We start from the raw sequence: 19,277 nt of genomic DNA on the forward strand, positions 1-19,277 counted from the left end.
TATGAAAAGTTGCTGGGCAAATGCTTTTTTCGATAGAAGTCACGAGTAGCTGAGGGTTTTGGTAAGGTGCTATGACGGTAAAAATATTAGTGGTCATCATATGTATTAGAATTCACTAGGGCGTTTAATTGTAATTTGAGCATCGTTTCCGTTTTGACGGGTACGGTGCTTTTTTGATAAAGCGTTGCTGGGCAAATGCTTTTTTCTTCCCGTGCTTTCCTCGGGCGAGGCGCAAGCCGTTGCTCCTTGTTCCTAACGGACAATGAGCAGGGTCTCGCCAGCCTCTGACAGCGCAAGAAACCTTGCGCTTTTTCCCGTAGGAGTCACGAGAAGCAAAGCATTTAGGGTATCATGCTTCATTTTTAAATAGTACCTTGCATTATAGAGTACATTGTTTTACATTGTATGTAAGAGGTGGTGGGATAAGATGGAAATTGATAAAGAGCTGTTAAAAGGACATATCGACACCTTGATTTTAGCGTTATTAGTCGACAAGGACCGTTACGGCTATGAAATTGCAAAAGAAGTTCGTGAAAAAAGCGCCGATGCATTCGAATTAAAAGAAGGAACACTTTATCTTTCACTGAAGCGACTGGAAAAGAAAACAGCCGTCATCTCGTACTGGAGTGACGAAGCGGCCGGTGGGGCACGCCGTAAGTATTACCACCTGACGGATGAGGGACGGGCGTTAATGCGGACGAAACGGCAGGAATGGCAGGTCGTCAAACGATTGATGGATCAGTTTTTAGGAGGGGACCCCGATGATAGATGAGTATGTAAATCAGCTCTACCGCTCGGCTGATCCGGATTTGCCGGAAACGAAGGAACTGAAAGATGAAACGCGGCAACACTTGGAGGAAACCGTCGCCGAGCTGGTGTTTGACGGGTACTCGGAACAGGCGGCAATGAAAATTGCCATCAATCGATTTGGTGGTGAAGAACAATCGCAGGCATTGATCCATGAATTACAACTGATCCAAAAGTTGTTTGCAAAACGGATTTTACGTGCCGGGATTGTCGTATTGGTGTTGAGTCTGATGTTTGGTTTCAGTGGTTTCATCGTCCGGAGTACATCGGATATTTCGGAAAGCGGTATTCGATATCAACTAGGGGAGGAATGGCAGGCAACTGATTCTGCTCCGCTGAAGACAGTTGTCGAAGAAGAGTGGATGGTCACGGCAGCCCGGATATACAGTACGTCGGCTGAAGGCGGGCGAGTGACGCTTGAACAAAGCTATGGAAAAAGCGTCCCCGCTGTTTTTCAACCGTTCATGTCATCATCTCTTAGCGGTGCACCGGACAAAGGTTGGGAAGTCGAATTTGATGAGATTGATACGGTTATCATTGGATTAGCATTTGCCTTGCTCGGATTGACGGCGGCACATGTCTTGTTTGCAATCTGGATCATCATTCAGCGGCACCGGACGGATCGGCTGTCGCGAACGACGACCGTCTTGTCGATCGTGATTCCCGCCCTCAGCATCTTGTTGTATTTTGTCACGAAAAAACGACCATAACTAAAGGAGGAGAAGCCGTTGCAATCGATTATCTGGACGGAATTAAAACGAAGCATGACACGTCGGACGTTATGTCTGGCTTTGCTGCTCCCGCTGATTATCCTGTTACAGTTTAACCAGGTTCGGACCGGGTACGTATTCTTGACGTGGCAGGGGGTGTTCGAAGAATCTGCCGGAACGATTATCGCCGTCGCGTTTCCGTTACTCTGTTGTGTGCTGTACCTGCCAACGGTCGCCCGTGAAATCGATCATCAGTTCATCCGGTACGCGCGGACCCGTGTTTCGCTAACGGACTATCTCATTGCCAAAGGAGTCGTCAACGCCTTGATCACGTTTATCGTCTTTTTTGTGACGATGCTCGGATGGATGCTGTTTTTACGGTTCGTAGAGCCGAGCTTGAACTGGATGACATATGAACAGGGTCCGGAATCATTGACGACGTTCACCCAAGCCTTTACGACGGATGGGATGTATATGATCGCTTATGCGGGATGGATCGGACTCAATGCGATGGTATATGCGACAATTGCTTACCTGTTGTTAGTGTTGTCCGGGAAATTATTTCTGGCAGTCGGTCTTCCGTTTTTGTTTTATCACCTGTTGAACTTTGCGACCGGTTTGCTCAGTGTCCCGCAATTTTCGCCCGTCAGTACGATTTTCCCGTTTAACATTATCGCGATGCCGTTGTGGACGATATTTGTTCCGTTCAGTGTCCTGGGATTGATGTTGCTCGGACTGATGATCACGGGGATGAAGCGGACGGAGTGGGAACTGTGAGCCGGATCGTCTATGCGGTTTGTTGGCTTCAAGTGACGCTTTTTGCGGGTATCTGGATGTATCAAGATCAACAGGAAGCGCTTGGTAAAGGAATCGAATTTAATCAATGGGATTTAATGACGGCAGTGACGATGAATACCTATTTGTTGATGTACGATATTTTGTTGCTTGTTCTCCTGTTATCGATTGTTCGAATACAAAGGGACTTAACGGATTTCCGGTTGATCCGCTTCCGGAATACACGGAGTGCGTTGATACATAGTACCGGACGGTTCGCTAAATCGTGGGGAATGGGTTTATTAGTGTATGCGATTGTCGGATACCTGTTTGCACTGCAGGCACCGGCTGAAACGAATTGGAGTCTTGCGGCACGGGCCGGACAGGTATTTTATATCCCAAAAGACTCGGTGTTTTTGAACATTTCGCCGCTGCTTTCCCATTGTCTGCAACTTGAATTTTTATTTGTCGGCGGCTTGTTGATTCATTTATTACTGGGTTTTTTCTACCTGTGGACGAAGCAGCGGAAACTCTTGTACCTGCTTTCGGGCCTGCTGTTTCTCGGGACAGGGCTTGCCTTTAAAATCGGACTTCCGAGCCTATTTTTCCTGTTGTCGTTAGCCGCACTGCTTGCGCATCAGGCGTATGAATTTTGGATAGGTTGCGTTTTTGTCCTGGGCATCGGATTTTTGCTTCTTGACCGGCCGATTCGTTTGCCGAACAGCGGCGGTTCATCCGCTCTCTATCTAGTATGTTGTGCATTGATTTTCTTGATGCAGCCGGCGAATCAGACGTATGGTGATTACTTACTGACCGTATTCAGCGGCGTCCGGTCTGATGGTTTCACGCTGCAGGCATATTTGAATCATGCCGTCTTATTTTTTGGCTATACCTACCTGCTGACGCAACGATATGAACGGGACGTCATCGATCAAGGACTTTATCACATCATCCGGCACCGGTCGTTGAATCGATGGTTTTCGAAACAATTGGCGCGGCTTTTAGTGACAGCAACCGGAACGGTTATCGGTCTCGTCGGTTTAGCGACACTTTTTGCATTTTTACGGGGCGTCGAGTGGACGACAAAGGTGAACGGTTTGTCAGTTGATCTCGCGACGATTCTTTACCAGACAATCATCAACGGGACACTCCAACTCATCGTGTACGGATTGATTCTGTTTTTGGTCTTGTACTGGACGCGCGAAGCCGTTCAAGGGATTTACTGGATCGGAGGAGGGATGGTCGCACTGTTACCACTCGTTCAAAACGACTGGATTCCGATTGGACGAAACGGAACAGTTCAATTGCTCGATCATTCCGCTTACACGATCAGTCTCCAACTAGTTGGAGCAAGCCTCTTCGTTTATATCATCATCCAGTTCGTTTTAAAAAAACACGTCCGGACAAATCATTAAGGGGGAAAATATGATGATTACATTAACGAACGTCAGCAAACAATATAAAGGACATGAATTATTTCACGACCTGAACGCCTCGTTCGAACTGGGAAAAATTTATGGGATAACGGGTGTCAACGGGTCCGGTAAGTCCGTGTTATTTAAGATGTTATGCGGGTTTGTCTTTCCGGACGCGGGCACGATTGAAGTCGACGGACAAAGCTTGACGGGGAAACACCGCTTTCCGAAAGACTTCGGCATCTTAATTGAACGACCGGGCTATATCGGTCAACTGGATGGATTCACGAATTTAAAGGAACTCGCCCGGATTCAAAATAAAGTCGATGATGTGACGATTCGCCGGGCGATGGAACAAGTCGGACTGGCACCGAATTTGACCCAAAAGGTCAAACATTATTCGCTCGGAATGAAGCAAAAACTTGGAATCGCGCAAGCCATCATGGAAAATCAACAAGTCTTGTTACTCGATGAGCCGTTTAATGCACTCGATGCAGAAAGTGTCGAGCGGATTCGAACACTGCTCGTGCAGTATAAAGAAGAAGGGCGGACGATTTTCCTGACGAGTCATCATCAACAGGACATCGATTTGTTATGTGACGAAGTCTATAAGATTCAAAATGCACAGTTAAAAAAAGTGAATCAATAATCTGATTGTCTTTTTTGGATATTTTTGTAATGATTAATAAATCGAGAAAATAATCACAGATGTGTTTGACTGACAGATCGAAGAAGGGAAGAATGACATGGATTTAATCTTCATGATGAAGGAACGGCTCGGCTTGTTTACATTTTTATTCGGATTCCTGCTCTTGAACGCCCTGCTCCTCGTGGCAATTTGGAAAGTGAAAGTTCAGCTGCCAAAACCGTTGTTGGTCTTGTTGACGATGTGTTGTACGTTTTTCATCTTTGCGACGATTGGTTTCATCGTCAGCACGTTATCATTTGGGTATAATTCATAATGATGTTTTAAATTATGACAATAATTGAAGGAAAGCAAATAATTTATCCACCGAATTAAACAGGCAAACTTTCCACTCACTTAGGGAAGGTTTGCCTGTCTTTTTAGTTTGATGAATCAAAATGAAGAGAATCGACATACTGCTTAGCTTCGAGTAATGAATAACCAAGTTGATTTCGGACTAGTTTAACAGCTTCCACCATCTGATCCTCTTGAAGAAGGTGTTTAACTTGATGTTGGAGTTTAACCTCATCCGCATCTACTCCCGGCATTCCAAGGTGAATTTGAATACGTTTAATTTCCTTCGTTAATTGCTGTTGCTGGATCCGCTGCTTGGCTAGTTGTTGTGAAATCGATTGCCAGATGATGGCAAGAAACAAGACGGGCAACCATGTGAATAAAGCATCCATCAATGCATCCACCTCCTTTTGTTCACCGTAGCATAGACTGTACCATGTAACAAATAGTGGAAAAGTCATAAGAATACGTTTATTCTTAATTAGTGGTAAATAAAGGTTTTTTAGGTGAAAGGAATGAAAAAAGTGGAAAAAATCATTGTATCGTTAATTCCGTTGTTAGTCCTCATAGGTGGTGTCATGTTCGTTGGTTTCGTCGTGACGCTCTCAAGTCTGTATTACTTACGGCGCCGCTCATTTGAACGTAGTACGTATAAGCAAGTAACACAAGAACGATTCCTCAAAGCGGTCCGTGACAAAGGACTGTGGGGCGAGTACTTGACGACACGCGAACTTGAAAAAATCGACGGATACGGAAAGTTTGTCATCAATACATATGTACCAAAAGCACGGGGGAAAGGCATGACGGAAATCGACGTCACGTTCATTCATGAGAGCGGGATTTACGTCCTCGAATCGAAAAACTACAGCGGCTGGATTTTCGGGAAAGAAGTCGACCGTCAGTGGACACAGATGTTCAAGAATCGGTTTAAACAACGGTTTTACAATCCGATCAAACAAAATGAACAGCACCTGAAGAGTCTTCAAAAGTTTTTGTCAGGAACGGTAGATGAAGCGGTTTACCATTCACTGATCGTCTTCAGTGAACGGTGCGAACTGAAGAAAATCACGGTCGATTCGAGCCATGTCCATGTCATCAAGCGGAATGAGTTACGCCGGACCATCAATAAACTGGCGACGGTTAATCGTTTGACACGAGCACAAGTCGATAACGTTTACGAGGAGCTCAAGCAACGGTCGCAAGTCGATCAAATGATTAAAGACGCGCATATCGAGTCGATAAAATCGTTTACGTCGTAAATGTAACTTCGTTCTTACTATAATGTCGAAGTTAATCGAATAAAATGAGCATTTTTATTAAAGAAAGGACTACCTTTTGCATGCTTGAACTGAACCCTAAATGGTGGACACTTGATAAAAGACCCCATTCGGGGTTTTTTGTGTTCAGAGATATCGATATACTATATCTATTCAATTCATACGGGAGGACTATTTATGAACAGACGTACCTTTAATCCAGATCAAATCAGACAACTTGAAGCGAATCCCCACGTAGCCTCGGTATCGGATCGCACCATCCAATACAAGGGAGAATTCAAGATTTACGTCATACGACGAATAAACTCGCAGAACGACTTCAAGGGAATACACATCCGGAAGCCATGATACACTCCGATCAAGGTTTCCATTATACGCATCCTGCTTATCAAGCACGGATTCGTGAGATGGGGATGGTTCAATCCATGTCACGTCGAGGAAACTGCCTGGATAATGCCCCGATGGAATCATTCTTTGGGCACTTGAAAGATTATGTCGATTATCAATTAGCATCTGACCTCGATGAGGTCTGCGCTATGGTCGATGTATACATTGACTATTACAATAGCGAACGAAGACAATGGAAACTACAAAAGATGACTCCGGCACAATACCGAAGCCATCTCATAGCAGCTTAAACAATAAAGGTGCTTTTATTAAATTGTCCAAACTATAGGGCGCAGTTCAGCTGACCTTCGAACTTCCTTGTTTTTTGATGATTACGATTTGTTTACTTATTCTTTCTTACCGCGTCACACAAGGTAAAATTTCAGGACGACGCTTTAGTTACTGGATGTTACTTTCCGTTTATCTTGCCGGCGTCGTGTCACTTACGTTATTCCCATTACCCGTTCAACGAAGTTTGATTGATGAAGTAATTCGTGAACAGCATGGGGAACATCATAACTTCCTTCCGTTCAAACTGCTGCTTGATACGGTAAATTCAGGACAAGGCGAAGCTTTTTTGATCCAGGTCATGGGAAATGTTCTTTTGTTTGTACCGTTAGGAATCTTTTTGTTAGTTCTCTATCCGATGATGAAGCGACGGAACGTCATCATGCTGGGCTTTATGATGAGTATAGGCATTGAATCGACTCAAGCGATAATAGGTCTGTTCATCGGCTACAACTACCGTAGTTTTGACGTCGATGATGTGTGGTTGAACACATTAGGAACGGCGTTCGGTGTGCTAATCATATCTGGAATATTGAAAAGGATCCGTGCCGCTAACCAGAAAAATAGAAACACCGACGATTCAAGAAAGGTCATTGACAACTCCTCTTCCTGACCAGTATAGTGAGTAAGTCGAAATAATAAGTAGTGCAACTATTTATCGGAAAGAAGGGGAAGCATGTGAAGGAAGTCGATTGGTCGCTTGGCATGCAGCTGTCGCGCAGCTATCATTCATTTAAACGGGCGGCGACGAAGCGGATGGACGTGCACGGTCTGACACCGGAACAACTCTCTGTCTTAAGTGAATTGCATAAGCAAGAAGGTGTTTCCCAAAAACAGTTAGCGCTCGTGACGGAACGGGATCAAACGACAGTTGGGAAGATTCTTGATAAGCTTGTCAAAAAAGGGTTCGTCATGCGAACGTCTGATCCGAGAGATCGCCGTGCGTTCATTCTTTTGACAACAAAAGAGGGTGTCCACGTGCTTGAATTGCTTGAACCGACGCTTGATGCGTTGCAAGAACAAGCGTTTCAAGGGCTGACGAAAGCGGAGATTGAACAGTTCATTCGGACGCTTGAAACCATTCACAAAAATGTGACGTGAGTGGTTTTCTTTTTTGGTTTAATAGTTGCACATGCTATTATAAGCAATGCACATAAAAAGGGGATACAAAAATGAAGACAATGAAAGACGTATTTGCAATCACACAAACGAAAGTCGGGCTCATGTTCGCCCTCGTCGTACCGGTTCTCTTCCTCGTCGTCTGGATGACAGGGTACCAGGGTGCGACGGAACGACTGGATCAATTACGCGTCGCGGTCGTGGCGGATCAAGGCTCGGCAGATTTCTATCAACAGTTCAAAGCTGAAAGTCCATTTACCGTCTCGCAAGTCAATTCAACAGAAACCGGACTGAAGCAACTTGACCAGGGTGATGTCGAAATGGTCCTCGTCGCGGATTTGACGAATGAACAGCGCTTGACGTTCCATGTCAACCAAGCCAATGCAGAGTTTGCTAATGGAATCTTGAAACAGGGAGCGGGACAAATCGTCAATCAACTGAATGGAGACGTCCCGTTCACATCCGATATCATCATCGAACATCACGTGTCAGAATTCTCGACGTCGATGTTACCGATCATCCTTGGCTTCGTCATTTACATCGCTGTCATGACGATGGGGATTCAGTTTAATCTCGTGACACAAACTCTTCAGAAGCAACATCAAAAGTGGTCGCTCTTTTGGAGTAAACAATTGTTGCATGGCATCGTTCTTGTCGTCGTGCCACTTGTCATGGTGACGATTGCCTTCTTGTTCTCGGATAGTGCAGCATCCTTTTTAAAAGTCTGGGGATTCCAAGTCTTATTAACAGCAGCCTGTATCAGTGTCACGCAAATGAACTTTGCGATATTCGGACCAATCGCACCGCTCGTCAACGTCGCGTTGATTCCGTTCCAGTTGATGACGGCAGGAAATATCGTGCCACCATCGATGCTCGCACCGTTCTATCAGTCGCTCGGTCAGTTTCTTCCCGTCCCGAATGCAGTCGCAGGACTGACACGATTAATTTACTTTGATGGAGATATCTCGCAGTATGCCTTTAACCTGGTAATGATCTTAATTGTGACGTTAGGCGTTACGTTGATTGTAACGGCAATCCGTCGCGAACAAGCACACATCGTTGAAGTGAAACAAGCGTCATGAAAAAACGAGTGACCTCCGGAATCGGGGTCGCTCGTTTTTCGTTTTATGCAAATACGTCAGCGATGGGTGTATCGCCTTCGAGGAGTGTAATTGTTTGACGGGATGCCGTTTCTTGTCCGATTGAAGCAACGATGACGGCTGCGACATCTTCACGGGCAATCGATTTTGTATCCGCATCAGACGGGTCGGTCGTGACGGCACCTGTTCCGGCATCGTCTGATAAACCGCCGGGACGCAAAATCGTATAGTTGAGTTTGCTGTCACGTAACAACCGGTCGGCATAGTGTTTTGCGACATAATACGGTTTCATGCTGTCAGACCAAGTTTCCGGCGAGTCGGCGTTCAAGGCACTGACCATGATGAATTGTTTCGCTTCTTGTTGCTCTGCTGCCGCGATTGATTTAGCGGCACCGTCTAAGTCAATCAACATCGTCTTATCGGCACCGGTGTGTCCGCCGGATCCCGCTGTGAAGATGACGACGTCGCTATCTCCGAGTGCGTCCTGGATCGATGCCATGTTCTGCTCGAGATCAAGCAGGACAGGAGTCAGTCCGAGTGCTTCAAAGTCAGAAAACTGGTCAGGTGACCGCAGACCGACGCGGACTTCATGAGTTGAGTCACTCAATTGTTTGGCGACGTGCCGTCCTACTTTCCCGTTCGCTCCAATAATGAATACTTTACTCATCTTACATTCCTCCATTTCGCTAATCGATTCTTTCCTATTATGAAAGAAACGCATCGTCAAATGCAATCGAGAGGGCTTCGCACGAAAAAACGTTGAAACACGATTTGACGAAATAATCAAAAAAATCTTTTAGAACGGACAGGGATGTGATACTCTTTTGAGTACTATACAAAATAGAACGAGATAGAGAGAGGATGCGAGCTAGGTGAATAAACTGCAGGGAGTCGTGCTTGGAGGAAGTCTTGTTATTTCGAGTTTGTTCGCGGTGACGCGGTTGCGAGAGTTTGTTTCCCCAAAGAAAGAGGAACGGACACGTGATGTCTTTTCCGATAAAAAAATCATCGTCGGGACGACGGGGGATTATAAACCGTTCACCTACTTGAACCGTCAGACGAATGACTATGAAGGGTTCGATATCGAGGTCATCCGCTCGTTTGCAAAAACAGCAGGACTTGAAGTCGAATTCGTCCCGACGACGTGGCCGACGTTGACGCGCGACTTACGTGCCGGTAAATTCGATATGGTTGTCGGCGGCGTGACAAAAAACATCGAACGCGAAATCATTGGTGACTTCACGAAAAGTTACTTGTCTTTCCAAAAGACACCACTCGTCCGCAAAAGTGACTTAAACCGTTTGACATCAATTGCTGCCATCAATCGTCCGGACATTACAATCGGTCTGAATCCGGGGGGAACGAACGAGCAGTTCGTCCGTCAGACGTTCGATCGTGCCCGTATCGTCATGTACACGGATAACTTAGCCATTCCGGCAGCCGTCGCGACGGGTGAAGTCGATGTCATGATTACCGATACGGTCGAGGCTGTTCACTATGCTTCACTCGACGAACGACTCGGGGCACCGAAAATCACGGAAAAATGGATCCCTGCTGAAAAAAGTTATCTCGTCCGGGAACGGCAACCGGACGTTCTCGATGTGATGAACTTGTGGATGAATTCTTATGAAGGCAGCCAGGAAATCGATGCCTTGAAGGAAAAATGGTTAGTCGCATCGTAACTACAATAGAATGATTTTTTCAGACTGCACTGTTCTCTTTTAAAAAGAGCGGTGCAGTTTTTTTCGCTTCATTGTCATCAAAACAGGGGAAATAAATTAAAATCGCTTCTTTTTAGGTGGAGAGGATGGATGACGATGATCGATGTGCAGGATTTGACGAAGGAATACGACGGGAAAAAGGTTGTCGATGCAATTTCCTTTCATGTGGACAAGGGCGAAATCTTTGCTTTTTTAGGACCGAACGGCGCTGGGAAGTCGACGATGGTCCAAATGTTGACGACACTGATTACGGCGAGTTCAGGCAGTGCGACGATTAATCAATTTGACATTAAGCGGGATGAAAAGAAAGTTCGGCTCCAAATCGGTGTTGCACTCCAGGACACAGGGATTGATGAAGATTTGACCGGATACGAATTACTCGTCCTCCAAGGTAAGCTGTTTGGTTTTGAAGCGAAGGAAGCGGAACGGCGTGCGACAGAGCTGCTTGAACTCGTCGGGTTAAGTGGCGACGGCAAGCGACGATCCGGTACTTACTCCGGCGGAATGAAGCGACGGCTCGACTTAGCGTTGACGTTAGTCCATCGTCCACCCGTCCTGTTTCTCGATGAGCCGACGACCGGTCTTGATCCGTCCAGTCGCCTCCAGATTTGGACGGAAGTCCGACGCTTGAATGAAGAATACGGAACGACGATTTTCCTGACGACACAGTATCTCGAAGAAGCCGATCAATTGGCCGACCGGATTGCCATTATCAATGAAGGAAAACTGATCGCAGAAGGGACAGCTGCTGAGCTGAAAGCGACGAGTGGGGAAGAGCGGATCGAAGTCGTCCTCGACGATGAACACGCGATGCGTCGGCTCAGTGAGAACTTCGACGGTCGGGTCGAAAAGGCGACGGTCATCTTACCGTCGAGCGGGACGGAAAGCTTAAAAAATGTCGTCCGTTATTTGGATGAACACCAACTGACGGCGAAATCATTACTCGTCAAGCAACCGTCGCTCGACGACGTCTTCATTCAGTTGACCGGTCAAGTCTATAAGGAGCGTGATTGAGATGTGGCGTGAAACCTTGATTTTGACGAAACGGAGTTTGCTCGTGACACTTCGTAATCCATTCTCCTTCATCCCAAACCTGATCATCAGTGTGTTCTTTTTGCTCGTCTACACGAGTGGTTTATCCGGCATCTCGAGCTTACCTCAGTTCGGGGGCGTCGATTATTTGAACTTCATCTTACCCGTCTCGATCGTTTCTGGTGCCGTCGGTGGAGCAGGGGGCGCGGGACAAGCCCTCGTCAAGGATATCGAAAGTGGATATTTTGCACGACTGCTTTTGACACCGGTCTCGCGGACGGCGATCGTCCTCGGCCCGATGATTGCCGGGATGTTGCAGTTGTTCGTCCAAACACTGTTGATTTTCGGGATGGGCTTTTTACTTGGATTATCGATTCCTGCCGGAGCTGCCGGTTTTTTCCTGACGATTGTCCTTGCGCTTGGCTTCGGACTCGCCTTTGCCGGCTATTCGGTCGGGGTCGCCTTGAAAACACGCAATGCACAGGCGGCACAAGCCGGAACGTTGTTGTTCTTCCCGTTGATTTTCTTATCGACGACATTCGTCCCGAAAGAATTGATTGAGGCGGAATGGTTAAAGATAGCTGCGACGATCAACCCGACGACCTATATCATGGAAGGGATGCGGGCCGTTTTGCTACGTGAGACGATTGACTGGAGTGTCTATACGCAAGGGGTGCTTGTCGCGGCTGTTCTCAGTCTTGCGATGGTTGTGTTTGCGGCACTGAATGCACGGGGAGCGTTAAAAAAATGATTTGATTAGCAAAATATAAATCTCGCCTACATCGAATAAATATTTATTCGATGTAGGCGAGATTTTTTATAAAAATTAACATCAAATGTACGTTTTTAAAAAATTAGTATACTAAACCCATAAATGCCTTTAAAATAAATTAATGTCAGTAATAATTAATTGATAAAAATTTTCAGGCTGGGAGATACCTTATGAAGAAATATGGTTTTTCATTACTTATTTTGATTGCTCTGTTAACTTGCTCTATTTATGTATTGCATGTATCGAATGAAGAATCAAGAATTTCAATTTCAGCTATACTAGTGTTGCCTGTTTTAGTATTAATGACTGCACTAAATGGACGGAAAAATTTTGTGATTCTTGTTACTTATGTATTGTCGCTAGGTTTTGTTTATCTTCTTATTACCTGGTTTGTAAAGTCTTCAAATGAAACTCAGCTTTTTTATATTTTTGAACATCTTTTATCCTCTATAATCGTGTTTTTATATTGGTTATTGCTTCGACAACTGAGAGGGGTCTTCGAAGAAAATCAAGTACTAGAAAACCGTGTTAAAATTCTTGAGGGTTATTCTGAAACACCTCAACTCCTGTCTTATAGTGAATTTTTAGATAGAACGGATTTTTTAATTACTGGAGCAAATCGACGGAATGAACTAAATTATTTAATCCACATCCACCTTAATCCTTCCACTTTAAATAAGAAAACGATTATCCAAACACTAACAGTTGCCGGATTAAATGTATTTCGCGCAAATTATGATGTAATGTCACAACGTAACAAAACAGAGTTTATTATATTTTTGCAAAATACTACGGAAAAAGGTGCTACTATTGCCTGGTCACGTTATTTAGAAAACCTCCGTACCGATTTTACCTCGATCGAATATCCGTTCGAAGCAAAAATTATTCTAGTCGAAGAATCTGTGGAGAGTTCATTGGAAAAAATTGAGGTGGCGCAATGAATCTTTTATTAAACGGGATTATGGCTATTTTTTGGTTGATGCTTATTTATTATTCTTTTTTAACAGTCGCCGGAATTGTTGATAGATTTTCAAAATCGAAAGTTAAAACCATGACAGACTATCCCTCTGTAGCTATCTTAATTCCTGCACACAATGAGGGAATTGTAATGAGACAAACACTAGAAGCGATGATGACAATTGATTATGCAGGTCAACTTGATGTTTTTCTGCTCGATGATCAATCAACTGATGATACGAAGACTATTGCTCTAGAGTTTACTCAAATGTTTAGTCGGATTCATTACATTCCTGTTCCTAAAGGTGAACCGATTGGTAAATCAAGAGTATTAAATTATGGATTAAAAATCACTGACTCGGAATATTTTTTAATTTACGATGCTGATAATCAACCTAAACCAGATGCTGTTACAAAATTAGTAGAGGCTGCCTTTCAAACTGAAGGTGCCTGTGGCTCAGTAGGTGTTGTAAAAACGATTAATGCGAATACGAATATACTTACAAGAATGATTGCCATAGAGTTTCAAGTATTTCAATTAATTATGCAAAGCGGCCGATGGAAAGCTTTTAATACCGGTTCACTAGCCGGGACGAACATGTTATTAAAAAGAAGTGTAATTGAAGAATTAGGTGGATATGATCCGTATGCACTAGCTGAAGATGCAGAATTAACTATGCGGATAACAGCACTTGGTTACAAACTACCTGTCGTATACGAGTCAGAGACATGGGAGCAAGAACCTGAAAACTTGAAAGTGTATATGAAACAACGAACACGTTGGATGTTAGGGAATATATATTTATTGGAAAAAGCATTTGTGACTAAAGAATTTTGGAAGGGACGTACACTTGTCCATTCATTGCAACATATCTTGACCTACCTTTTATTTATTTTCTTACTGCTTATTTCAGACACAGTCTTGATACTAGGGTTGTTTGGCTACGCTTTTGATGAAGTGAGCACCCCATTAATCATGTTTTGGTTTATGACTTATTTAGTCTATACTATTCAAATTTTAGCAGCACAAGAATTAGAAAAAACTGCGACACCACTTAATGTATTGATTGGCCTGATAATGTATTTTACATATGCTCAATTATTTGTCGTACTTTTATTCCGAGGTGTTTTTGCATATGTGAAAAGTAAGCTCAATAATGAAGTGATTGTATGGGATAAAACGAAACGTGTCAAAGTAGAGCAATCATGAAACGAATTATCTTAGGTGTTATCGTAATTATACTGTGTATAGCTGCTGGAGGCGTTTACTTTACTATGAAAAATCAAGATGAAATCGTGAATCAAATTGAAAATTCCTACATGGAAAAAGGTCTGATTCGTGATTATGATAAAGTCGAATCTATGCATCTCGCTGAAAGTATTGGACAGTATATGACTTATTTAGTTGAAATCAATGACGAAAAACGATTCGAGGAACAGGTGAAAGTATTAGAAAACAATTTCTTTGTTAACGAATCAGATAATCTATTTATTAAGTGGGAATTAAATAATACAACTTCAACTAATGCCATCGTAGATGATTTTAGAATAAGTAATGCATTACATTTAGCTGCTAAAGTGTTTGAAAAGCAAAAATATAAAGAAATTGCTACAAAGATTGACGATAGCGTTAAAAAAAATATGATTCGGTCAAACGTTTTGATTGATTTTTACGATTGGAAGTTTCAAGAAAAGGCGAAAACGCTCCATATTAACTATTTGGATAGTCAATCAGTAAAACGATTGGGTCAATTTGATGAAATGAAAAAAATTCTTCTAGAATCTAAAAGAAGTGGACCATTTTTTTCGGAAATATATTTTCCAGATAAACAAATATATCAGTTTGCGAATGATGCTGAAGTTAATATGATTGATCAAGTTTTAATAGCAATTGCTTATAAGGAACTGACTGGTAGGAAGGATAAATCTTTCGATCAATTCATCAGTAACGAATTATTAAAAGGTAAAATCTATACGCGTTATGATTTAAAAACAGGAGCTCCAAAATCTAATGATGAATCGAGCACAGTATATGCAATGTTGCTTTCGTATTTAGACGGTGACTTAAAAAATAAGACTGAGCAACGTCTGAAAACAATCGACTTAACCAATGCTAAAACTACACATGTATTTGATTATTTAAATGCTGCGATTGAATCAAATCGTTAATCAAAAGTACCTCGATGACTTCAAATCATCGAGGTACTTTTTTACGCGTCAAAAATCATATCACTTAATGCGCCTGTATAAAGGCGCGTTTCTGTCGTTAAGACGATTTGGTTTTTGCGCATCTTGATGGTTCCGGACAAGCATTCATCCTGCTCCGACATGAAGGACATCTGTCCTTGCTCGACATACTGTTTTCCTTGTTGCTGTAAGACGTGGGTCTGCGTATTATCCGTCGAGACGAGATAGTCCTTATAAATAGCAAAATCTGTGAACGGCCGTTTCGGTGCGTGGAACGCCTGACTCGTTCCTCCTTGCAGTTGAACGATCCGGTAGTCGGAGTAATAAAAGAACCAGACATCATTCGCAGACGAGACGTTCATTGCATAACAGTTATCGATGGGATAGTCGCGATTTTTAAAGACGACTTTCCCCTGGTCGTTAAAAGCGACGAGGCCGAACGACCCAACTGAATTGGTCGCGGCGTCAGCAAAGACGCCTTCATCGAAATAACTGACCCAAATGTGGTCACGCTCATCGACTTGGACATTTTGAATTCCGTCATCTAGACAATAACTGTCAATCAGATGACCGACTTGATCGTAAATAAAAGCATTCGGTAACCATGATCCGTCGACATCGTCATCACAACGCGAGGCGACGAGCAGGATCCGTCCGTCGGAAAACGATTCGACATAACTGAATTCAACGTCTTCCTGGGCGATGATGATCGTATTGCGCCACTGGTCATGAATCCGATGGACATGCAAGAAAGGACGGTGCCGTTTTTCATCGTAGATTTGTTCGACGAGTAGAATATGACCGGCAATCGTCAGTCCCGTCGCGATATGCGTTCCACGGATATGTGAGGCAGTGACACGATCCAGATGCATGGTTACGGTTTTTGATGTCTCCAATAGAAATCACTCCTTTTAAAAAAAGCCTGTCGCAGTAGGACAGGCTGTAAACGGATTACGTCGTACGTTGGCGTTTCTTGAGGGCGACGTACAAGACGATCATGACGACCGCTGCGATTAAGATGCCGTTCGTATAGGGAGCGGCGACGTCTTTAATCGAGCGCCAGTTCGTTCCGAGTGTCTCACCGAGATAGAGAAATAAAATCGACCACGGGATGATCGCGAGAATCGTGTAGATTGAGAACTTTGTTTGATCCATTTTGGCGAGACCTGCCGGAATGGAGATCGCATGGCGGACGACGGGGATGAATCGTGCCCCGAAAATGACACCTTGTCCGTATTTGACGAACCAACGTTCCGCGAGATCAAGATGGTGTTCCGTGATCAATACATATTTTCCGTACTTCAAGATGAGGGGACGACCGCCGTAGCGGGCGAACCAGTACAAAAACAATTGCGAGAACAATCCACCGATGACGGCGGCGACGATAGCGAGTGGCCAGCCGATCGTCCCTTGAGAAATCATGAACCCACCATAGGATAAGACGATCTCACTCGGGATGATTTCAATCATCAAGCCAAGCGCGATTCCGACATAACCTAAGTCGGCTAAATATAGTAAGACGGTATTGACGACGCTAGATAACACGTTCCACACTCCTTTAATTGCACTTCATCCCTTCATTTTAGAGAAGTCCACGCAAAATGGAAAGAAAAAAATCACCCCGTCGTTAAAACGAGATGATTTCTTCATTAAAGAATGACGGCAGCAATCGTACCGAAAATCAGCAATGGTAAGTTGTAGTGTAAAAATGTCGGAATGACCGTTTCACGCATGTGATCGTGTTGTCCGTCAGCATTCAATCCGCTCGTCGGTCCGAGTGTCGAATCACTTGCCGGACTACCGGCGTCACCGAGTGCACCGGCTGTACCGATGATGGCAATCGTCGCCTCGAGACTGAATCCGTACTGGATGCAAAGCGGCACGAAGATGGCGGCGATGACCGGAATCGTCGAGAAACTTGAACCGATTCCGACAGTGACAAGTAATCCAATCAATAGCATGACGAAGGCAGCGACGAGCTGCGAATCGCCCATTAACGATTTTGAGTTTTCAACGAGTGGTTCGATATCACCTGTCTCACGTAAAACGTTTGAGAAGCCATTCGCTGAAATCATGACGAATCCGATGAACGACATCATCCGCATACCGCGTGTGATGACATCGTCTGCTTCGCTGAAGCGGACGAGTCGTAACACGAGGAAGAGCAGGAGGCCGGTCGTCGCGGCGATGATCATCGATTCCGTCGTCAATTGGACGACGAGCGTCGCGATGACGACAATTGAACTCAGTAATAATTTGGATTTCGTGACGACAGGAATCTCGTAATCGTCCGGTGCGATGTTCCGCATCTCATATTCACGCGGTTTCCGGTAATTGTATAAACCGAGTAACAATCCGAACAACATCCCGAGCGCCGGAATCGCCATCGCTTTGATGACTGATGCGCCAGCGGTGTCCATCCCGTTTTCTTGTAAGTTCGGTAACAGAATCTGATTGAGATAGATATCACCGAAACCGATTGGTAAAAACATATACGGTGTGACGAGACCAAACGTCATGATGATGGCCATCCGGCGCCGGTCAATTTTCAAATCATTAAACAGACCGAGTAACGGCGGGATGATGATCGGAATGAAGGCGATGTGAATCGGCAAGACGTTTTGTGAACTGATTGCGAGTAATAAAATCGCGAACATGATGAACCCTTTTAACTTCTTGACCGACGTCGCATCGGCACTTCCTTTTGAGCGAGCAATCAAGCTATGTGCGAGGGCGTCCGGCAAACCTGTTTTCGACAGGGCGACGGCGAACGCACCAAGCAAGGCATAACTGAGGGCAATTTCTGCGCCGGCTCCAAGACCGCCTGAGAAACTTTCGATCGTTTTCGTTAAACCAAGACCGCCGAGTAAACCACCGGCGAGAGCGCTGATGACCATCGCGAGGACGATGTGGACACGGAAGATGGCTAAGACAAATAAAAGGATAACGGCTAAAACAACAGCATTGAACATAACTATAAAACCACGCTTTCTTTTGGTATCACTGTACTATACTAAAGTATCATACAGACCGTTCTTTTTGCTGTCAAGAAAAAAACATAAAAAGGCACGACCGGTGTCGGTCGTACCTTCTTTCTACTATATAAGGACAAGTTTAGCAATCGACGCGGTCGAGTTTCCCTGTTCCCGGGTCGATGACGAGCCCGTGGACGTTCGTGCCCGGTGGTAATAATGGATGGTTTTTAATCAGACCGACGGAATGACTGACGTTTTCTTCGACTGACGTGAACCCGCGTAACCATTGTTTCAAGTCGACGCCGGATGCTTCGAGTGTCTTTAGGACTTGTTGATTGATGCCGCGTCCTTCCATCTCGGCAATCATGTTTGCCGGGTCGATCGTACTCATGCCGCAGTCATGGTGACCGATGACGATGACTTCTTCCGCCCCGAGTGCGTATAAGGCGACGAGGATCGAGCGCATGACGGAACCGAATGGGTGTGACAGAACGGCCCCGGCATTTTTAATGATTTTTGCATCGCCGTTTTTCAGACCGAGCGCGTGCGGGAGGAGTTCCGTCAAGCGGGCATCCATACATGTTAAGATTACGACCTTTTTATCTGGGAATTTATCCGAGATGAATTGTTCGTATTGTTTTTCTTCGACGAATTGTTCGTTGAACGCAAGCATTTGATTGACGATTGTCATGAAACTTCCTCCTTCAAAACAAATAAATATGTATCTTTTAATAGATTACACGATGTTTTGTCCGTCAGACAAGCAAAGAAAATAGG

Annotated in this window: 22 protein-coding genes and 1 pseudogene; 17 read left to right on the top strand and 6 right to left on the bottom strand. The window is 44.5% G+C overall.

The window, feature by feature from the left end; genetic code table 11:
- The first annotated feature begins 427 nt into the window (after window positions 1–427).
- From A0126_RS06015 to A0126_RS06040, 6 genes are all read left to right on the top strand, one after another.
- A complete protein-coding gene (locus tag A0126_RS06015) occupies window positions 428–772 on the top strand; it encodes a PadR family transcriptional regulator (RefSeq protein WP_088836844.1) in 345 nt (114 codons plus the stop codon).
- Window positions 762–1,517: a permease prefix domain 1-containing protein gene (locus A0126_RS06020; protein ID WP_088836845.1), complete on the top strand. Its 756-nt coding sequence runs from the start codon at window positions 762–764 to the stop codon at window positions 1,515–1,517. The genes A0126_RS06015 and A0126_RS06020 overlap by 11 nt, the downstream gene beginning before the upstream one ends.
- A gap of 18 nt (window positions 1,518–1,535) precedes the next feature.
- Complete coding sequence (locus tag A0126_RS06025) at window positions 1,536–2,294, top strand: ABC transporter permease (protein WP_088836846.1); 759 nt, start codon at window positions 1,536–1,538, stop codon at window positions 2,292–2,294.
- The gene (locus A0126_RS06030) at window positions 2,291–3,706 is read left to right on the top strand and encodes a hypothetical protein (RefSeq protein ID WP_088836847.1); all 1,416 of its coding nucleotides are present in this window, start codon (window positions 2,291–2,293) and stop codon (window positions 3,704–3,706) included. Before A0126_RS06025 ends, A0126_RS06030 begins: the two co-directional genes overlap by 4 nt.
- Before the next feature lie 13 nt (window positions 3,707–3,719).
- On the top strand, window positions 3,720–4,355 hold the full coding sequence (locus A0126_RS06035; protein ID WP_239456867.1) for an ABC transporter ATP-binding protein: 636 nt from the start codon (window positions 3,720–3,722) through the stop codon (window positions 4,353–4,355).
- Window positions 4,356–4,452: 97 nt separating this feature from the next.
- Window positions 4,453–4,668: a hypothetical protein gene (locus A0126_RS06040; RefSeq protein WP_088836849.1), complete on the top strand. Its 216-nt coding sequence runs from the start codon at window positions 4,453–4,455 to the stop codon at window positions 4,666–4,668.
- 103 nt (window positions 4,669–4,771) lie between these two features.
- Here the strand turns inward: A0126_RS06040 and A0126_RS06045 are convergent, their stop codons facing one another.
- Window positions 4,772–5,077, bottom strand: a complete 306-nt coding sequence (locus A0126_RS06045; protein ID WP_088836850.1) for a hypothetical protein — start codon at window positions 5,075–5,077, stop codon at window positions 4,772–4,774.
- 132 nt (window positions 5,078–5,209) lie between these two features.
- On the opposite strand from A0126_RS06045, the gene A0126_RS06050 reads away from it, so the two are divergent.
- From A0126_RS06050 to A0126_RS06070, 5 genes and pseudogenes are all read left to right on the top strand, one after another.
- Complete coding sequence (locus tag A0126_RS06050; RefSeq protein WP_088838463.1) at window positions 5,210–5,944, top strand: nuclease-related domain-containing protein; 735 nt, start codon at window positions 5,210–5,212, stop codon at window positions 5,942–5,944.
- Between the two features lie 290 nt (window positions 5,945–6,234).
- A pseudogene (locus tag A0126_RS06055) lies at window positions 6,235–6,600 on the top strand (IS3 family transposase); the annotation flags it as partial.
- Window positions 6,601–6,755: 155 nt separating this feature from the next.
- Complete coding sequence (locus tag A0126_RS06060; RefSeq protein ID WP_157898468.1) at window positions 6,756–7,250, top strand: VanZ family protein; 495 nt, start codon at window positions 6,756–6,758, stop codon at window positions 7,248–7,250.
- Between the two features lie 65 nt (window positions 7,251–7,315).
- On the top strand, window positions 7,316–7,738 hold the full coding sequence (locus A0126_RS06065; protein ID WP_088836853.1) for a MarR family winged helix-turn-helix transcriptional regulator: 423 nt from the start codon (window positions 7,316–7,318) through the stop codon (window positions 7,736–7,738).
- Between the two features lie 71 nt (window positions 7,739–7,809).
- Window positions 7,810–8,838: an ABC transporter permease gene (locus A0126_RS06070; RefSeq protein ID WP_088836854.1), complete on the top strand. Its 1,029-nt coding sequence runs from the start codon at window positions 7,810–7,812 to the stop codon at window positions 8,836–8,838.
- 43 nt (window positions 8,839–8,881) lie between these two features.
- Here A0126_RS06070 and A0126_RS06075 read toward each other — a convergent pair whose 3' ends face one another.
- Window positions 8,882–9,523, bottom strand: a complete 642-nt coding sequence (locus A0126_RS06075) for an SDR family oxidoreductase (RefSeq protein ID WP_088836855.1) — start codon at window positions 9,521–9,523, stop codon at window positions 8,882–8,884.
- A 205-nt stretch (window positions 9,524–9,728) separates the two neighbouring features.
- On the opposite strand from A0126_RS06075, the gene A0126_RS06080 reads away from it, so the two are divergent.
- The 6 genes from A0126_RS06080 to A0126_RS06105 all read left to right on the top strand — a co-directional run bounded on the left by A0126_RS06080 (window position 9,729) and on the right by A0126_RS06105 (window position 15,507).
- Entirely contained in the window at window positions 9,729–10,538 is an 810-nt protein-coding gene (locus A0126_RS06080) for a transporter substrate-binding domain-containing protein (protein WP_088836856.1), read from the top strand.
- A 129-nt stretch (window positions 10,539–10,667) separates the two neighbouring features.
- Window positions 10,668–11,591, top strand: a complete 924-nt coding sequence (locus A0126_RS06085; protein ID WP_239456869.1) for an ATP-binding cassette domain-containing protein — start codon at window positions 10,668–10,670, stop codon at window positions 11,589–11,591.
- Between the two features lies 1 nt (window position 11,592).
- Window positions 11,593–12,360, top strand: a complete 768-nt coding sequence (locus tag A0126_RS06090) for an ABC transporter permease (protein WP_088836857.1) — start codon at window positions 11,593–11,595, stop codon at window positions 12,358–12,360.
- 191 nt (window positions 12,361–12,551) lie between these two features.
- A complete protein-coding gene (locus tag A0126_RS06095; protein ID WP_088836858.1) occupies window positions 12,552–13,322 on the top strand; it encodes a hypothetical protein in 771 nt (256 codons plus the stop codon).
- Complete coding sequence (locus A0126_RS06100; protein WP_088836859.1) at window positions 13,319–14,548, top strand: glycosyltransferase family 2 protein; 1,230 nt, start codon at window positions 13,319–13,321, stop codon at window positions 14,546–14,548. The genes A0126_RS06095 and A0126_RS06100 overlap by 4 nt, the downstream gene beginning before the upstream one ends.
- Window positions 14,545–15,507: a glycoside transferase gene (locus A0126_RS06105; RefSeq protein ID WP_088836860.1), complete on the top strand. Its 963-nt coding sequence runs from the start codon at window positions 14,545–14,547 to the stop codon at window positions 15,505–15,507. The genes A0126_RS06100 and A0126_RS06105 overlap by 4 nt, the downstream gene beginning before the upstream one ends.
- A 41-nt stretch (window positions 15,508–15,548) precedes the next feature.
- Here the strand turns inward: A0126_RS06105 and A0126_RS06110 are convergent, their stop codons facing one another.
- From A0126_RS06110 to A0126_RS06125, 4 genes are all read right to left on the bottom strand, one after another.
- Window positions 15,549–16,421, bottom strand: coding sequence for a hypothetical protein (locus A0126_RS06110; protein ID WP_088836861.1), 873 nt, complete (start codon window positions 16,419–16,421; stop codon window positions 15,549–15,551).
- Window positions 16,422–16,476: 55 nt separating this feature from the next.
- Window positions 16,477–17,070 (bottom strand): undecaprenyl phosphate transporter UptA, encoded by a 594-nt coding sequence (locus A0126_RS06115; RefSeq protein ID WP_088836862.1) that lies wholly within the window; start codon window positions 17,068–17,070, stop codon window positions 16,477–16,479.
- Between the two features lie 104 nt (window positions 17,071–17,174).
- Window positions 17,175–18,497, bottom strand: coding sequence for a Na+/H+ antiporter family protein (locus A0126_RS06120; RefSeq protein ID WP_088836863.1), 1,323 nt, complete (start codon window positions 18,495–18,497; stop codon window positions 17,175–17,177).
- Between the two features lie 142 nt (window positions 18,498–18,639).
- Window positions 18,640–19,191 (bottom strand): beta-class carbonic anhydrase, encoded by a 552-nt coding sequence (locus tag A0126_RS06125; RefSeq protein WP_088836864.1) that lies wholly within the window; start codon window positions 19,189–19,191, stop codon window positions 18,640–18,642.
- Window positions 19,192–19,277 lie beyond the last annotated feature (86 nt).

This window comes from Exiguobacterium sp. N4-1P, assembly GCF_002214325.1.

Coding starts and splice junctions, on each gene's coding strand:
- A0126_RS06015 (WP_088836844.1), top strand. CDS start 428: ATGGAAATTGATAAAGAGCTGTTAAAAGGACATATCGACACCTTGATT.
- A0126_RS06020 (WP_088836845.1), top strand. CDS start 762: ATGATAGATGAGTATGTAAATCAGCTCTACCGCTCGGCTGATCCGGAT.
- A0126_RS06035 (WP_239456867.1), top strand. CDS start 3,720: ATGATTACATTAACGAACGTCAGCAAACAATATAAAGGACATGAATTA.
- A0126_RS06040 (WP_088836849.1), top strand. CDS start 4,453: ATGGATTTAATCTTCATGATGAAGGAACGGCTCGGCTTGTTTACATTT.
- A0126_RS06045 (WP_088836850.1), bottom strand. CDS start 5,077: ATGGATGCTTTATTCACATGGTTGCCCGTCTTGTTTCTTGCCATCATC.
- A0126_RS06060 (WP_157898468.1), top strand. CDS start 6,756: ATGTTACTTTCCGTTTATCTTGCCGGCGTCGTGTCACTTACGTTATTC.
- A0126_RS06070 (WP_088836854.1), top strand. CDS start 7,810: ATGAAGACAATGAAAGACGTATTTGCAATCACACAAACGAAAGTCGGG.
- A0126_RS06075 (WP_088836855.1), bottom strand. CDS start 9,523: ATGAGTAAAGTATTCATTATTGGAGCGAACGGGAAAGTAGGACGGCAC.
- A0126_RS06085 (WP_239456869.1), top strand. CDS start 10,668: ATGACGATGATCGATGTGCAGGATTTGACGAAGGAATACGACGGGAAA.
- A0126_RS06090 (WP_088836857.1), top strand. CDS start 11,593: ATGTGGCGTGAAACCTTGATTTTGACGAAACGGAGTTTGCTCGTGACA.
- A0126_RS06095 (WP_088836858.1), top strand. CDS start 12,552: ATGAAGAAATATGGTTTTTCATTACTTATTTTGATTGCTCTGTTAACT.
- A0126_RS06100 (WP_088836859.1), top strand. CDS start 13,319: ATGAATCTTTTATTAAACGGGATTATGGCTATTTTTTGGTTGATGCTT.
- A0126_RS06105 (WP_088836860.1), top strand. CDS start 14,545: ATGAAACGAATTATCTTAGGTGTTATCGTAATTATACTGTGTATAGCT.
- A0126_RS06120 (WP_088836863.1), bottom strand. CDS start 18,497: ATGTTCAATGCTGTTGTTTTAGCCGTTATCCTTTTATTTGTCTTAGCC.
- A0126_RS06125 (WP_088836864.1), bottom strand. CDS start 19,191: ATGACAATCGTCAATCAAATGCTTGCGTTCAACGAACAATTCGTCGAA.